Origin of the sequence: Streptomyces atroolivaceus, assembly GCF_000717025.1 — a bacterium.
GTDB classification, from domain to species: Bacteria; Actinomycetota; Actinomycetes; order Streptomycetales; family Streptomycetaceae; genus Streptomyces; species Streptomyces atroolivaceus.
The window spans coordinates 118,066-133,043 of record NZ_JNXG01000017.1 but is presented as its reverse complement, the minus strand read 5'-3'; the positions used below and the strand labels follow the sequence as shown (position 1 = coordinate 133,043).

General features: G+C 70.2%; 13 protein-coding genes. 9 read left to right on the top strand and 4 right to left on the bottom strand.

Annotation, left to right across the window (positions count from 1 at the left end):
• Window positions 1–210: 210 nt before the first annotated feature.
• Both OO67_RS27545 and OO67_RS27540 read right to left on the bottom strand, forming a co-directional pair.
• Complete coding sequence (locus OO67_RS27545) at window positions 211–1,440, bottom strand: DUF349 domain-containing protein (RefSeq protein WP_033304349.1); 1,230 nt, start codon at window positions 1,438–1,440, stop codon at window positions 211–213.
• A gap of 189 nt (window positions 1,441–1,629) precedes the next feature.
• Window positions 1,630–2,418, bottom strand: coding sequence for a peptidylprolyl isomerase (locus tag OO67_RS27540; RefSeq protein ID WP_033304348.1), 789 nt, complete (start codon window positions 2,416–2,418; stop codon window positions 1,630–1,632).
• Window positions 2,419–2,565: 147 nt separating this feature from the next.
• Here OO67_RS27540 and OO67_RS27535 point away from each other — a divergent pair, with 147 nt between their 5' ends.
• The 4 genes from OO67_RS27535 (at window position 2,566) to OO67_RS27520 (ending at window position 7,037) form a co-directional block, all read left to right on the top strand.
• The gene (locus tag OO67_RS27535; protein ID WP_033304347.1) at window positions 2,566–3,252 is read left to right on the top strand and encodes an MBL fold metallo-hydrolase; all 687 of its coding nucleotides are present in this window, start codon (window positions 2,566–2,568) and stop codon (window positions 3,250–3,252) included.
• A 15-nt stretch (window positions 3,253–3,267) separates the two neighbouring features.
• Entirely contained in the window at window positions 3,268–4,530 is a 1,263-nt protein-coding gene (gene hisS / locus OO67_RS27530; protein ID WP_033304345.1) for a histidine--tRNA ligase, read from the top strand.
• 456 nt (window positions 4,531–4,986) lie between these two features.
• Entirely contained in the window at window positions 4,987–5,622 is a 636-nt protein-coding gene (locus OO67_RS27525; RefSeq protein ID WP_033304344.1) for a vitamin K epoxide reductase family protein, read from the top strand.
• 44 nt (window positions 5,623–5,666) lie between these two features.
• Entirely contained in the window at window positions 5,667–7,037 is a 1,371-nt protein-coding gene (locus OO67_RS27520) for a replication-associated recombination protein A (RefSeq protein ID WP_033304342.1), read from the top strand.
• Between the two features lie 7 nt (window positions 7,038–7,044).
• Here the strand turns inward: OO67_RS27520 and OO67_RS27515 are convergent, their stop codons facing one another.
• Window positions 7,045–7,746, bottom strand: coding sequence for a DUF2470 domain-containing protein (locus tag OO67_RS27515; RefSeq protein ID WP_167748678.1), 702 nt, complete (start codon window positions 7,744–7,746; stop codon window positions 7,045–7,047).
• Window positions 7,747–7,934: 188 nt separating this feature from the next.
• Here OO67_RS27515 and rpsD point away from each other — a divergent pair, with 188 nt between their 5' ends.
• A complete protein-coding gene (rpsD, locus tag OO67_RS27510; protein ID WP_033304340.1) occupies window positions 7,935–8,549 on the top strand; it encodes a 30S ribosomal protein S4 in 615 nt (204 codons plus the stop codon).
• Window positions 8,550–8,566: 17 nt separating this feature from the next.
• Here rpsD and OO67_RS27505 read toward each other — a convergent pair whose 3' ends face one another.
• Window positions 8,567–10,762, bottom strand: a complete 2,196-nt coding sequence (locus tag OO67_RS27505; RefSeq protein WP_033304339.1) for an ATP-binding protein — start codon at window positions 10,760–10,762, stop codon at window positions 8,567–8,569.
• A 240-nt stretch (window positions 10,763–11,002) separates the two neighbouring features.
• Between OO67_RS27505 and OO67_RS27500 the strand changes: the two genes are divergently transcribed.
• Genes OO67_RS27500 through ruvX form a run of 4 tightly spaced genes read left to right on the top strand, consistent with a single transcriptional unit; the run spans window position 11,003 to window position 14,907 of the window.
• Complete coding sequence (locus tag OO67_RS27500) at window positions 11,003–11,452, top strand: DUF948 domain-containing protein (protein ID WP_033304338.1); 450 nt, start codon at window positions 11,003–11,005, stop codon at window positions 11,450–11,452.
• Window positions 11,453–11,459: 7 nt separating this feature from the next.
• Window positions 11,460–11,756, top strand: a complete 297-nt coding sequence (locus OO67_RS27495; RefSeq protein WP_033304337.1) for a DUF6167 family protein — start codon at window positions 11,460–11,462, stop codon at window positions 11,754–11,756.
• Window positions 11,756–14,425, top strand: coding sequence for an alanine--tRNA ligase (gene alaS / locus OO67_RS27490; protein WP_033304335.1), 2,670 nt, complete (start codon window positions 11,756–11,758; stop codon window positions 14,423–14,425). The genes OO67_RS27495 and alaS overlap by 1 nt, the downstream gene beginning before the upstream one ends.
• 8 nt (window positions 14,426–14,433) lie before the next feature.
• A complete protein-coding gene (gene ruvX / locus OO67_RS27485; RefSeq protein WP_208861097.1) occupies window positions 14,434–14,907 on the top strand; it encodes a Holliday junction resolvase RuvX in 474 nt (157 codons plus the stop codon).
• Window positions 14,908–14,978: the final 71 nt, after the last annotated feature.

Sequence of the window (14,978 nt, the reverse complement as noted above, 5' to 3'; positions counted from 1 at the left end):
GCTTCAGCACCGCGGTGAATCCAGCGGGTCCGGCACGCGCACGACATGCCGGTGCGGAGATCAGCGTGCCTCGGCATGCCCGGGATCACCACGGGAATCCGGCAGTGCTTCACGGTCCCTCGTCGCCGTTCACACGCGTTCACACGAGAGAGGGGCTCCCGTACGCGACGCGTACGGGAGCCCCTCTCACCGGGTGAGGGAACGCCGGCTTCAGCCGCCGAACTCCTCCAGGCCCTTCAGCGCCTGGTCCAGCAGCGCCTGCCGGCCCTCCAGCTCGCGGGAGAGCTTGTCGGCCCTGGCGTTGTTGCCCGAGGCGCGTGCCGTGTCGATCTGCGTGCGCAGTTTGTCGACGGCCGCCTGGAGCTGACCGGTCAGACCCTCGGCGCGTGCCCGCGCCTCAGGGTTCGTCCGGCGCCACTCGGACTCCTCGGCCTCCTGGAGCGCGCGCTCCACCGCCTGCACCCGGCCCTCGACCTTCGGGCGGGCGTCCCGCGGCACGTGGCCGATGGCCTCCCAGCGCTCGTTGATGGAGCGGAACGCGGCCCTGGCCGCCTTCAGATCCGTCACCGGGACCAGCTTCTCGGCCTCGGCGGCGAGCTCCTCCTTGAGCTTGAGGTTCTCGCCCTGCTCCGCGTCCCGCTCGGCGAAGACCCCGCTGCGGGCCGCGAAGAACACGTCCTGGGCGCCGCGGAAGCGGTTCCACAGCTCGTCCTCGGCCTCGCGCTGCGCGCGGCCCGCGGCCTTCCACTCGGTCATCAGGTCGCGGTAGCGGGCGGCCGTCGTGCCCCAGTCGGTCGAGCCGGAGAGCGACTCGGCCTCGGCGACCAGCTTCTCCTTGACCTTGCGGGCTTCCTCGCGCTGGGCGTCCAGCGCGGCGAAGTGAGCCTTGCGACGCTTGGAGAAGGCCGAACGGGCATGCGAGAAGCGGTGCCACAGCTCGTCGTCGGACTTGCGGTCCAGACGAGGCAGCCCCTTCCAGGTGTCGACGAGCGCCCTCAGCCGCTCACCCGCCGACCGCCACTGCTCGCTCTGTGCCAGCTCCTCTGCCTCGACGACGAGCGCCTCCTTGGCCTTACGGGCCTCGTCGGTCTGCTTCGCCTTCTGGACCTTGCGCTCCTCGCGGCGGGAGTCGACCGTCGCGACGAGCGCGTCCAGCCGCTTGCCGAGCGCGGCGAGGTCGCCGACGGCGTGGTGCTCGTCGACCTGCTGACGAAGGTGCTCGATCGCCGCCGTCGCGTCCTTCGCCGACAGATCGGTGGTCTTCACCCGCCGCTCGAGGAGGCCGATCTCGACCACCAAGCCCTCGTACTTGCGCTCGAAATAGGCCAGAGCCTCCTCAGGGGAACCGGCCTGCCACGATCCGACGACCTGCTCGCCCTCGGCCGTACGCACGTACACGGTGCCCGTCTCGTCGACACGGCCCCACGGGTCGCTGCTCACAGCGCCTCCTCCACCTGATGCATCGAGGGGGTTGGCCCCCCGTGCATCGTCCACAGTTTCCTGGGGCGGGCAGCGCCCGCCCTGCACAACGCCAATCTAGGCGACCGGCCGCCCGGCTGTCCGCACTCAGCGCGGCTGAAATTCTCCGGTGGGCTCCCGGGAGCCCGCGCCGGACGGCCACGCGGACGGTCAGGCCTTGTCGACTGTCGCCTTCTCGACCGTGACGGTCTTCTTCGGAGCACCGTCGCCCGCCCCACCGGTGACGCCCGCCTCGGCGATCTTCTTCACGGCCTTCAGACCCGCATCGTCCATGGTGCCGAACGGCGTGTAGCTGGGCGGCAGTTTGGTGTCCTTGTAGACCAGGAAGAACTGGCTGCCTCCCGTGCCCGGCTGGCCGGTGTTCGCCATCGCGACGGTGCCCGCCGGGTACGTCACCGAGCCGTCGGCGCCCGCCTTGCCCAGCGCGGTCAGATTCTCGTCGGGAATCGTGTAACCGGGACCGCCCGTCCCGTCGCCCTTCGGGTCACCGCACTGCAGGACGAAGATGCCCTCCGTCGTCAGCCGGTGACACTTCGTGCTGTCGAAGTACCCCTTGTCCGCCAGGGCCTTGAACGAGTTCGTGGTGCGGGGTGTCTTCGCCGCGTCCATCGCGATGCCGATGTCGCCCTGGCTCGTCCTGAGCGACATCGAGTACTTCGCCTTCTTGTCGATCTTCATCGCGGGCTCGGGAGCCTTGCTCTCGCTCTCCGAGGGCGACGCCGACGGGCTGGCGCTCGCAGCCGCGTCCGCCGGGTCCTTCGAGTCGTCGCCGTCGAGCGAGACATACGCGCCCGCACCGATGACCGCCACGACGGCCACCGACGAAGCGATGATCACCGTGAGGCGCCTGGTCCTCCGGCGCGCTTCCTCCCGACGCTGCTGCTGCCGCTCGAACTTCTCCCGGGCGAGCTGCCGCCGCCGCTGATCGCTGCTGACCACCGGATGGTCTCCTTGTACGTCGTGTGATCGGGCCTGGAATGCCCGTACGGTATATGGGTTAGCTGTGGAATGAGGAGCGCCGGTAGTCTCTGATCTGCCGCATTCGCCTCCGCGGCCCTCCTCTTCGGACGAACACTAAGGACGATCGTGCTCATTGCCGGGTTCCCCGCCGGGGCCTGGGGGACCAATTGCTACCTGGTCGCCCCCGCCGCAGGTGAGGAGTGCGTGATCATCGACCCGGGCCACCAGGCCGCCCAGGGCGTCGAGGAAGCACTGAAGAAGCATCGGCTCAAGCCCGTCGCCGTCGTCCTCACCCACGGCCACATCGACCATGTCGCCTCGGTCGTCCCCGTGTGCGGTGCCCACGACGTCCCCGCCTGGATCCACCCCGAGGACCGCTACATGATGAGCGACCCGGAGAAGGCGCTTGGCCGCTCCATCGGGATGCCGCTGATGGGTGAGCTGACCGTGGGCGAGCCGGACGACGTCAAGGAGCTGGCCGACGGCGCCCGGCTCGAGCTGGCGGGCCTGGAGTTCGGTGTCGCGCACGCGCCCGGCCATACCAAGGGGTCGGTGACGTTCAGGATGCCCGAGGCCGCGGATGTCCCGCAGGTCCTCTTCTCGGGTGACCTCCTCTTCGCCGGCTCCGTCGGACGTACCGACCTGCCCGGCGGCGACCACGCCGAGCTGCTCGAGTCGCTGGCCCGTGTGTGCCTGCCGCTCGACGATTCGACCGTGGTGCTGTCCGGCCACGGCCCCCAGACGACCATCGGCCGCGAGCGCGCCTCCAATCCGTACCTGAACGGTCTGGACGCGCCCCGCCGAGGAATGTGACGAGAGAAAACCACCGTGAGTACCTTCCAGGCCCCCAAGGGCACGTACGACCTGATCCCCCCGCGCTCCGCGAAGTTCCTCGCGGTGCGCGAGGCGATCTCCGCACCCCTGAAGAACTCCGGCTACGGCTACATCGAGACGCCCGGCTTCGAGGACGTCGCCCTCTTCTCCCGCGGTGTCGGTGAGTCCACCGACATCGTGTCCAAGGAGATGTACGCCTTCGAGACCAAGGGTGGTGACCAGCTCGCGCTGCGCCCCGAGGGCACCGCGTCCGTGCTGCGCGCGGCACTGGAGGCGAACCTGCACAAGGCGGGCAACCTGCCCGTCAAGCTCTGGTACTCCGGCTCGTACTACCGCTACGAGAAGCCGCAGGCGGGCCGTTACCGTCACTTCTCGCAGGTGGGCGCCGAGGCCATCGGTACCGAGGACCCCGCGCTCGACGCCGAGCTGATCATCCTCGCCGACCAGGCGTACCGCTCGCTCGGCCTCAGCCAGTTCCGCATCCTGCTGAACTCGCTGGGCGACAAGGAGTGCCGCCCCGTCTACCGGGAGGCGCTCCAGAGCTTCCTGCGCGACCTCGATCTCGACGAGGAGACCCGTCGCCGCATCGAGATCAACCCGCTGCGGGTCCTCGACGACAAGCGGCCCGACGTCCGGAAGCAGCTGACCGGTGCCCCGATGCTGCGCGACTTCCTCTGCGACGCCTGCAAGGCGTACCACGAGGAGGTCCGCGATCTGCTGACGGCGGCCGGCGTGGTGTACGAGGACGACGAGAAGCTGGTCCGGGGTCTGGACTACTACACCCGCACGACCTTCGAGTTCGTCCACGACGGCCTGGGTTCCCAGTCCGCGGTGGGGGGAGGCGGCCGGTACGACGGCCTGTCCGAGATGATCGGCGGCCCCGCTCTGCCCTCGGTGGGCTGGGCACTCGGCGTGGACCGCACGGTGCTCGCCCTGGAAGCCGAGGGCATCGAGCTCGGGATCCCGGCCACCACCAGCGTGTACGCCGTACCGCTCGGTGACGAGGCGCGACGGGTTCTCTTCGGCCTGGTCACGGAGTTGCGGAAGGCCGGGATCGCCACGGACTTCGCGTACGGCGGCCGCGGTCTGAAGGGCGCGATGAAGAACGCGAACCGGTCCGGTGCCCGCTACACGATCGTGGCCGGCGAGCGCGATCTCGCCGAGGGCGCGGTCCAGCTCAAGGACATGGAGTCCGGTGAGCAGGCGCCGGTCGCGCTCGACGCACTCGTGACCACGGTGCGGGCCAAGCTGGCCTGACCGCAGGCTGTTCACCGCTGTGCCCGCCCGGTCCCCGGGCGGGCACAGCCCGTTGAACACCCTCGCCCCGCCGGTCGTTCCTGCGGGGCCGGGTCCGGAGAAGGGATCGACGGCGGGACGACCCTTCCCGGCGCGTGCGGCCACGAACGCGGGGCGACCCGGTGCGTACCGTTTCCCGTCCCGTCAACTCCGCGAAAGCGGATTCACCTTGGCGGATACCTCCGACAGGTGGCTGCCGAGCGGCGTCCGGGTCGGTGCTGATTGCAGGCACCGCTGCCCCGCCACGGCTGCGGTGACCCGGCGGAACAGGCGTTCCGGCGGCGATACGAGCGTCCCGGGGGCCACCGGTCCCGGCCCCTCTCCGCGCACACGTTTATGCCGATCGAACGGTCGGCCGCAACGGTGGTACGGCACAATGTCCATGCCCGGCCGGCTACTCAGTGATGGAACGGCGATATGACGATGGCAGCGGTAGACCACCCCTCCTCCCGGCAGGACGAGGACAGCGGCGCGAGGACCTTCGGCGGCAGTCGCGCGCTCGCGCTGCTGCTGGTGATCACCGGTGCGGCCGGGCTGCTCGCCGCCTGGGTGATCACGATCGACAAGTTCAAGCTGCTCGAGGACCCGAGCTTCACCCCGGGCTGCAGCCTGAACCCGGTGGTCGCGTGCGGCAACATCATGAAGAGCGAGCAGGCGTCCGCATTCGGCTTCCCCAACCCGATGCTCGGCATCGCCACCTACTCGGTCGTCATCGGCATCGGCATGGCGCTCCTCGCCGGTGCGCGTTTCCGCGCCTGGTACTGGCTGGGCCTCAACGCGGGCACCCTGTTCGGCGTCGTCTTCTGCACCTGGCTGCAGTACCAGTCGCTGTACAACATCAACTCGCTCTGCCTGTGGTGCTGCCTGGCCTGGGTCGCCACGATCTTCATGTTCTGCTACGTCACCACGCACAACATCAAGCACGGAATCCTGCCCGCCCCCGCCTGGCTGCGGAACACCCTCACCGAGTTCCACTGGGTGCCGCCGGTGCTCTGGATCGGGATCATCGGCATGCTGATCCTGACCCGCTGGTGGGACTTCTGGACCAGCTGACGCGCCGGGCGGTCCTGTCGGTGGGGTGACATAGGCTTCCTCACGTGGAGCCCGATCTCTTTACCGCAGCAGCCGAAGACCGCCAGGAGAAGGACCCGTCCAGCAGCCCCCTCGCTGTCCGGATGCGTCCCCGCACGCTGGACGAGGTCGTCGGACAGCAGCATCTGCTCAAGCCGGGCTCGCCGCTGCGCCGCCTCGTCGGCGAGGGCAGCGGAGGTCCCGCCGGTCCGTCGTCGGTGATCCTCTGGGGCCCGCCCGGCACGGGAAAGACCACCCTCGCGTACGTGGTCAGCAAGGCCACCAACAAGCGTTTCGTCGAGCTCTCGGCGATCACCGCGGGCGTCAAGGAGGTCCGGGCCGTCATCGAGGGCGCGCGTCGCGCGACAGGCGGCTTCGGCAAGGAGACCGTCCTCTTCCTGGACGAGATCCACCGTTTCTCCAAGGCACAGCAGGACTCCCTGCTCCCGGCCGTGGAGAACCGCTGGGTCACGCTGATCGCGGCCACCACGGAGAATCCGTACTTCTCGATCATCTCCCCCCTGCTGTCGCGCTCCCTGCTCCTGACCCTGGAGCCACTGACGGACGAGGATCTGCGCGCTCTCCTGCGCCGGGCTCTCACCGACGAGCGAGGCCTGGGCGGCGCCGTCACCCTGCCCGAGGACGCCGAGGCCCACCTGCTGCGCATCGCCGGCGGCGACGCGCGGCGTGCGCTGACCGCGCTGGAGGCTGCGGCCGGTGCGGCGCTCACCACGCACGAGCGGGAGATCACCCTCACGACGCTCGAGGAGACCGTCGACCGCGCCGCTGTGAAGTACGACCGTGACGGCGACCAGCACTACGACGTGGCGAGCGCCCTGATCAAGTCGATCCGAGGGTCCGACGTGGACGCCGCCCTGCACTATCTGGCCCGGATGATCGAGGCGGGGGAGGACCCGCGCTTCATCGCCCGGCGGCTGATGATCTCCGCCAGCGAGGACATCGGGCTCGCCGATCCGACGGCGCTCCCCACGGCGGTGGCGGCGGCCCAGGCGGTCGCCATGATCGGCTTCCCCGAGGCGGCGCTCACCCTCAGCCACGCCACGATCGCGCTGGCGCTCGCCCCCAAGTCGAATGCGGCGACGCTGGCCATCTCCGCCGCGCAGGAAGACGTGCGCCGGGGACTCGCGGGCCCGGTCCCGGCCCATCTGCGCGACGGCCACTACAAGGGCGCCGCCAAGCTCGGCCACGCCCAGGGCTATGTCTACCCGCACGACGTGCCCGGCGGTATCGCCGCCCAGGAGTACGCCCCGGACGCCGTCCGCGGGAGGCGTTACTACGAGCCCACGCGGTACGGCGCCGAGGCGCGCTACGCCGACGTGGCGGACCGGGTCCGCGAGCGGCTCGGCCGTGAGAAGGGCGGCCCGGCGTCCTCGTGACCGCCGCTCAGCAGGCCGCCGCTTCGAAGAGGGTGTGCATCGCGCGGCGCAGCTCGCCGATGTCGCGCACGGGCTCGGGAAATTCGAACCGGGCGTCGAAGCAGGCATCGCCGCCCTCGACGAACCGCACCCGGAGGCCGAAGCGGTCGAGCGCGACCGGGACGGCGCCGAGCCCGTGCTCCTCACAGCCGCACTCGGCCCGGTCACCGAGCAGTGCGGACAGTGTGGCCATCCGGTCGCTGTGTGCGGCGTGCAGATGCTGGAGCAGCTCTGCCTCATGGCTGACCAGCGGATCGGCGACGGCGTCCCGGAAGGCGTCCGGATCCACCTCCTCGAATCCCCACAGATCGTCGACCGACGCCTCCCCGGTCTCCAGCCGGAGCATCATCCGGCCGGGCCGAGCGAGCCCGGGTACGGCCGTGAGCCAGCCGGCGATCCGGGCGCGGCCGCGGATCCGGTGCGGGACGGAGACCGGTGCGACGTCGGTGATCTCCAGCACGGCGGTCAGTTCGTCGCCCTGGGCGCGCGTCGCGGCTCGTACGACCGGGGAATCGACGGGGAAGCCGAGGAAGAGATCCCCCTCCGGACCGATGCTCCTGCTGTCGGGCATCACCTGGTCCGGATGGACCACCGACAGCCCCGGTACGAGCAGCACCGCGGAGCAGGTACTCTGTACGAGAGTTCGTGTGCGTTCGGCTGCTGACGGCATCCGAGTGTTTTCAAGCCCGCTGGGACGCGGCTGACCACGATCAGATCGGCCTTCCGTCGTTACGGCGCCTTCGTGCGCGCCGTCGCTGTCTGTGCTGTCCGTGACGTGTGTGGTGTTCCCAGGGCGAGACATGCGATCTCCTTGAGTAAGGTAAGCCTAACCTAACCTACAACGGAGGTCTGGAGAACGTGCCTAACCAGTCGCGTCCCAAGGTCAAGAAGTCGCGTGCCCTCGGCATCGCCCTGACGCCGAAGGCTGTCAAGTACTTCGAAGCCCGCCCCTACCCGCCGGGCGAGCACGGCCGTGGCCGCAAGCAGAACTCGGACTACAAGGTCCGTCTGCTCGAGAAGCAGCGTCTGCGTGCGCAGTACGACATCAGCGAGCGCCAGATGGCGCGCGCCTACGACCGCGCCCGTAAGGCCGAGGGCAAGACGGGCGAGGCGCTGGTCGTCGAGCTCGAGCGCCGCCTCGACGCCCTGGTCCTGCGGTCGGGTATCGCCAAGACCATCTACCAGGCCCGTCAGATGGTCGTCCACGGCCACATCGAGGTCAACGGTGGCAAGGTCGACAAGCCGTCCTTCCGCGTGCGCCCCGACGACGTCGTGCAGGTCCGCGAGCGCAGCCGCTCCAAGGTCCCCTTCCAGGTGGCCCGTGAGGGTGGCTTCGACACCGACGGTGAGACCCCGCGCTACCTCCAGGTGAACCTGAAGGCCCTGGCCTTCCGCCTGGACCGGGACCCGAACCGCAAGGAAATCCCGGTCATCTGCGACGAGCAGCTCGTCGTCGAGTACTACGCCCGCTGATCACGCAGGCATAGCTCTCAACCGAGCTCGGGCCCGCCCCTCCCTGGTGTACGGGAGGCGGCGGGCCTTCGCGTTTTCCCCTCCGGGTTCCCCTGGGGTGTTCCCTCCGGGGCCGTTCCGGTGTCCGCCCCGGCCCGGAGCGCGCGCGCCACCGCGGCCTGCGCGTCCAGTTGCCGGCCCGAGCGCCGCGATGCGTCGTACCGTGCGTCGCCGAGCTCCGCCCTGGCCCGCTCCTCGCACTCGGCCCGCGGCCTGCCGTAGTGGGCGGAGCCGAACAGCGGCAGCCCCACCGAGGGCCAGATCCGGTCCGCCGCACCCTGCAGCACCGCCGCCTCCGCCGCGTCGCCCTCGGCCACGGTGATGAGGGCCAGCAACTCCAGCGAGAGGACCGTGCCGAGCAGATCGTGGAAGGCGTGCGCGATGGACAGGGACTCCCCGAGCATCCGGCGCGCCCGCCCGCCAGGACCGGACCGGAGCGCCGCGTATCCCAGGACGTACAGCGCGTAGGCCAGCGTCCACCGCTCGCCGTGGTCCTCGCAGATCTCCCGGACCTCGTCACAGATCGCCGCGGCGGCGTCCAGGTCCCCGCGGAACGCCACCGCCATGCCCAGTTCGACCTGGGCCATCAGCACGTTGCTGTTCAGCTCGCCGATCTCCCGGTAGCGCCTGAGCGCCTCGCGCAGCAGCTCCTCGGCGCGGATCGGGTCGTCGGTGACGATCGAGAGGCAGCCCGTGCGGTGCACGGCGTAGGCCACGGCGGTGGCGTCCCCCGCGCGCTCGCCCTCCTCGCGGCACTCCTGCAGGGCCGACACCGCGCCGACCGGGTCCCCCTGCAGCACCGCGACGTACCCGAGCACCCACAGGGCCTTCAGCCGCGAGTGGTCGTACGGGGAGTCCTCCTCCAGTACGTGGTCCAGCCAGTGGCGTCCCTCCGACAGGCGGCCGCAGCCCGCCCAGTAGAACCAGAGCGTGCCCGCCAGGTACTGCGCGAGATGGACCTCCTCCGGGCTCTCCATCGAGCACTCCATCGCCCGGCGGAGATTGGGCAGCTCGCAGTCGATCCGTGCCGCCGCCTCCGCCTGCCTGGGGCTGAACCAGTCGAGTTCGCACCACGTCGCGAGTCCCAGATACCAGTCCCGGTGCCTACGGCGCAGCCGTTCGGCGTCCCCGGTCGCCCGCAGCCACTCGGCGCCGTACTCCCGGACGGTGTCCAGCAGCCGGTAGCGACTGCCCACGGCCGAGTCCTCGCGCAGCACCACGGACTGCGCCAGCAGTTCGTCCAGCACGTCCAGCACGGAGTCGGCGGGCAGGCCGGACCCGCTGCAGATGTACTCGACGGCCTCCAGGTCGAACTGCCCGGCGAACACCGAGAGCCGCGCCCACAGAAGCCGCTGCTCGGGAGCGCACAGCTCATGGCTCCAGCCGATGGCCGTACGCAGTGTCCGGTGGCGGGGGAGCGCGCTCGGACTGCCCCCGGTCAGCAGCCGGAAACGGTCGTCGAGACGGTGCAGCACCTGCTCCGTCGTCAGGGCCCGCAACCGCCCCGCGGCGAGCTCCAGCGCCAGTGGGATGCCGTCGAGCCGGCGGCAGAGCTCCCGCGCGGTCTCCCGGTCGTCGTCCGTGAGCCGGAACCCCGGACGAACGGCGATGGCGCGCCGTGCGAACAGTTCCAGGGCGTCGTCGTCCTTCATCGGCATCAGAGGGAAGCAGAGTTCACCGTCCACCCGCAGCGGGCGGCGCCCCGCCGCGAGCACCTGGAGGTGCGGCGCCCGGCGGAGCAGTTCCCGTACGAGCCCGGCGCACGCGTCGGCGAGGTGCTCGAAGCCGTCGATCACGAGCAGGAGCCGGCGCTCCGCACAGTGTTCGGCCAGCGTGACGCGAGGCGGTCTGCTGGTGTGGTCGGTGAGTCCCAGCGCGTCGGCGATCGCGTGTCCGAGGAGCTCGGGGTCATGGACGGCCGACAGCTCGGCGATCCAGACGCCATCGCAGTACCGTTTCTCCATCAGTGCGGCGACCCGGGTCACGAACCGGGTCTTCCCGACCCCGGCGACCCCTGCCACGGTGACGAGCCGGGACTCCCCCAGGAGGCGCTCGACCTCCGCCAGTTCGTCGTCGCGGCCCACGAAGGTGTTCAGCTCCGCCGGAAGATTTCCGCGCGCGGGCGCGGATTCCGCGTCGTCGGGGGCGGGGGAGGGGCTGTGAGGGCGTCGCATGGAACACGCAGAGTACTGGCACATAAGCTCTCCGTACAATCTCCCCGGGTCCGGGGCTCGCGCCGCCCGCTCCTAATGCGGTACGGCGCGTGACGCCCGGCGCGATAGGCTCGGGGGACGACGATCGGCAGTGGTGGCAGGACGCGCCGGCCGAGCAGAGACAGGCAGATACCGGCCGGGGGGAAGTCCCGGCCGATGCGGGCGACGAACAGAGAGCGGTGCACTGTGTCCGGTGGAGAGGTGGCCGGCATCCTGGTGGCTGTCTTCTGGGCGATCCTGGTCTCCTTCCTCGCCGTGGTACTGGTGAGGCTGGCCCAGACGCTGAAGGCGACCACCGCGCTGGTGGCGGACGTCACGGAGCAGGCGGTCCCGCTGCTCGCCGACGCCTCCGCCACACTGCGTTCGGCGCAGACCCAGCTCGACAAGGTCGACGCCATCGCGAGCGACGTCCAGGAGGTCACCTCCAACGCCTCCGCGCTGTCCACCACCGTCGCGTCGACGTTCGGCGGCCCGCTCGTGAAGGTCGCCGCGTTCGGCTACGGGGTGCGGCAGGCGATCGGCCGCCGCACCGCCCCCGAGCCGGAACCGGCACGCCGGACCTCCCGCCGCGCCGTGATTGTCGGCCGTACAGTGCCGTCCGCCCGCGACAAGAGGCGGAACGGCCGAAGCTCCCGTGGACAGAAGGACTGAGCCAGCGATGTTCCGCCGTACGTTCTGGTTCACCGCCGGCGCAGCCGCCGGCGTCTGGGCCACCACCAAGGTCAACCGCAAGATCCGGCAGCTGACCCCCGAGAGCCTCGCGGCGCAGGCCGCCGACAAGGCGATCGAGGCGGGTCACAAGCTGAAGGACTTCGCCCTCGACGTGCGCGAGGGCATGGTCAGGCGCGAGGCCGAACTGGGCGGGGCCCTCGGTATCGAGGCGCCGGCCGAACCCGAGATCGTCGTCCACCGGACACTTCCCTACAACTCGAGCAACCGGAATGAGGACTACTGATGGAGTCGGCTGAAATTCGCCGCCGCTGGCTGAGCTTCTTCGAGGAGCGCGGTCACACCGTCGTGCCTTCGGCGTCGCTCATCGCGGACGACCCGACTCTGCTGCTGGTCCCCGCCGGCATGGTGCCCTTCAAGCCCTACTTCCTCGGCGAGGTCAAGCCGCCCGCCCCGCGCGTCACCAGCGTGCAGAAGTGCGTGCGCACGCCGGACATCGAAGAGGTCGGCAAGACCACCCGGCACGGCACGTTCTTCCAGATGTGCGGCAACTTCTCCTTCGGCGACTACTTCAAGGAAGGCGCCATCGAGTTCGCCTGGGCGGCGCTCACGAACTCCGTGGAGGACGGCGGCTTCGGGCTCGACCCCGAGCGTCTGTGGATCACCGTCTATCTCGACGACGACGAGGCCGAGCAGATCTGGCGAGAGAAGATCGGCGTCCCGGCCGAGCGCATCCAGCGCCTGGGCAAGAAGGACAACTTCTGGTCCATGGGCGTCCCGGGTCCCTGCGGTCCGTGTTCCGAGATCAACTACGACCGCGGTCCCGAGTTCGGCGTCGAGGGCGGCCCCGCCGTCAACGACGAGCGCTACGTGGAGATCTGGAACCTGGTCTTCATGCAGTACGAGCGGGGCGCCGGCGACGGCAAGGAGGACTTCCCGATCCTCGGTGACCTGCCGTCGCAGAACATCGACACCGGTCTCGGCCTCGAACGCCTCGCCATGATCCTGCAGGGCGTACAGAACATGTACGAGACCGACACCCTGCGCGTCGTCATGGACAAGGCCACCGAGCTGACCGGCGTGCGCTACGGCGCCGAGCAGGGGTCCGACGTCTCCCTCCGCGTCGTCGCCGACCACATCCGTACGTCGGTGATGCTCATCGGCGACGGCGTCACCCCGGGCAACGAGGGCCGCGGCTACGTCCTGCGCCGCATCATGCGCCGCGCCATCCGCAACATGCGGCTCATGGGCGCCACCGGCCCGGTCGTCCGTGAGCTCGTCGACGTCGTCGTCGACACCATGGGGCAGCAGTACCCGGAGCTGATCACCGACCGCAAGCGCATCGAGACCGTCGCCCTCGCCGAGGAGGCCGCCTTCCTCAAGGCCCTCAAGGGCGGCACGAACATCCTCGACACCGCCGTCACCGAGACCAAGGCCGCCGGCGGCAAGGTCCTGGCCGGCGACAAGGCGTTCCTGCTCCACGACACCTGGGGCTTCCCGATCGACCTCACGCTGGAGATGGCCGCCGAACAGGGCCTCTCCGTCGACGAGGACGGCTTCCGCCGCCTGATGAAGGAACAGCGGGAGCGCGCCAAGGCCGACGCCAAGGCCAAGAAGACCGGTCACGCCGACCTGTCCGCCTACCGTGAGGTCGCCGACAAGTCGGGCGTCACCGAGTTCACCGGCTACACCTCCGTCCAGGGCGAGTCGAAGATCGTCGGCCTGCTCGTCGACGGCGTGCCCTCGCCGGCCGCCACCGAGGGCGACGAGGTCGAGGTCGTCCTCGACCGCACCCCGTTCTACGCCGAGGGCGGCGGCCAGCTCGCCGACCAGGGCAGGATCAGGCTCGACACGGGTGCGGTCATCCAAGTCCGCGACGTACAGCAGCCGGTCCCGGGCGTCTCGGTCCACAAGGGCTCGGTCCAGGTCGGCGAGGTGACGGTCGGCGCCTCCGCGTTCGCCGCCATCGACAACACCCGCCGCCGCGCCATCGCCCGCGCCCACAGCGCCACGCACCTCACGCACCAGGCGCTGCGCGACGCCCTGGGGCCGACGGCCGCCCAGGCCGGTTCGGAGAACTCGCCCGGACGCTTCCGCTTCGACTTCGGCTCGCCCGCCGCCGTACCCGGCACGGTCCTGACCGACGTGGAGCAGAAGATCAACGAGGTCCTCTCCCGGGAACTCGACGTCCAGGCCGAGGTCATGTCCATCGACGACGCCAAGAAGCAGGGCGCCATCGCGGAGTTCGGCGAGAAGTACGGCGAGCGGGTCCGCGTCGTCACCATCGGCGACTTCTCCAAGGAACTGTGCGGCGGTACGCACGTCCGCAACACCTCCCAGCTGGGCCTGGTGAAGCTGCTCGGCGAGTCCTCCATCGGTTCGGGTGTACGCCGCATCGAGGCCCTGGTCGGCGTCGACGCCTACAACTTCCTCGCCAAGGAGCACACGGTCGTCGCCCAGCTCCAGGAGCTGCTCAAGGGCCGCCCCGAGGAGCTCCCCGAGAAGATCTCCGGGATGCTCGGCAAGCTGAAGGACGCCGAGAAGGAGATCGAGAAGTTCCGCGCGGAGAAGGTCCTGGCGGCCGCCGCCGGGCTCGTCGAGTCGGCCAAGGACGTGCGCGGTGTCGCCCTGGTCACCGGACAGGTGCCGGACGGCACCTCGGCCGACGACCTGCGCAAGCTCGTCCTCGACGTGCGCGGGCGCATCCAGGGCGGCCGTCCGGCCGTCGTGGCCCTGTTCACCACGGCCAACGGGCGTCCGCTGACGGTCATCGCCACCAACGAGGCCGCCCGCGAACGCGGCCTCAAGGCCGGTGACCTGGTGCGTACCGCCGCGAAGACCCTCGGCGGCGGTGGCGGCGGCAAGCCGGACGTCGCCCAGGGCGGTGGCCAGAACCCGGACGCCATCGGTGACGCCGTCGCCGCTGTCGAACGCCTCGTCACCGAGACGGCGTGACGCCGGACATGTCGCAGATGCGCCGTGGACGCCGGCTCGCCGTCGATGTCGGTGACGCCCGTATCGGGGTCGCCTCGTGCGACCCCGATGGGATCCTCGCCACGCCGGTGGAGACCGTGCCGGGACGCGACGTCCCGGCCGCCCACCGGCGGCTCGGCCAGATCGTCGAGGAGTACGAACCGATCGAGGTCATCGTCGGACTGCCCCGCTCCCTGGGCGGTGGCGAGGGCCCGGCGGCCGCGAAGGTCCGTGCCTTCGCCCAGGTGTTCGCCCGCGCGATCGCACCGGTTCCTGTACGTCTCGTGGACGAGAGGATGACCACAGTCACGGCCACCCAGGGGCTGCGCGCTTCGGGCGTGAAGTCCAAGAAGGGCCGGTCTGTCATCGACCAAGCTGCCGCTGTGGTGATCCTTCAGAACGCTCTGGAGTCCGAACGGGCGTCAGGCGCTGCTCCGGGCGAGGGCGTCGAAGTGGTTGTCTGATCGCGATACGGTAACGTTCCGCGCGATGCGCCGGTGTTCGAACAGACACCGCACAGCAAAGCGAAGAGACG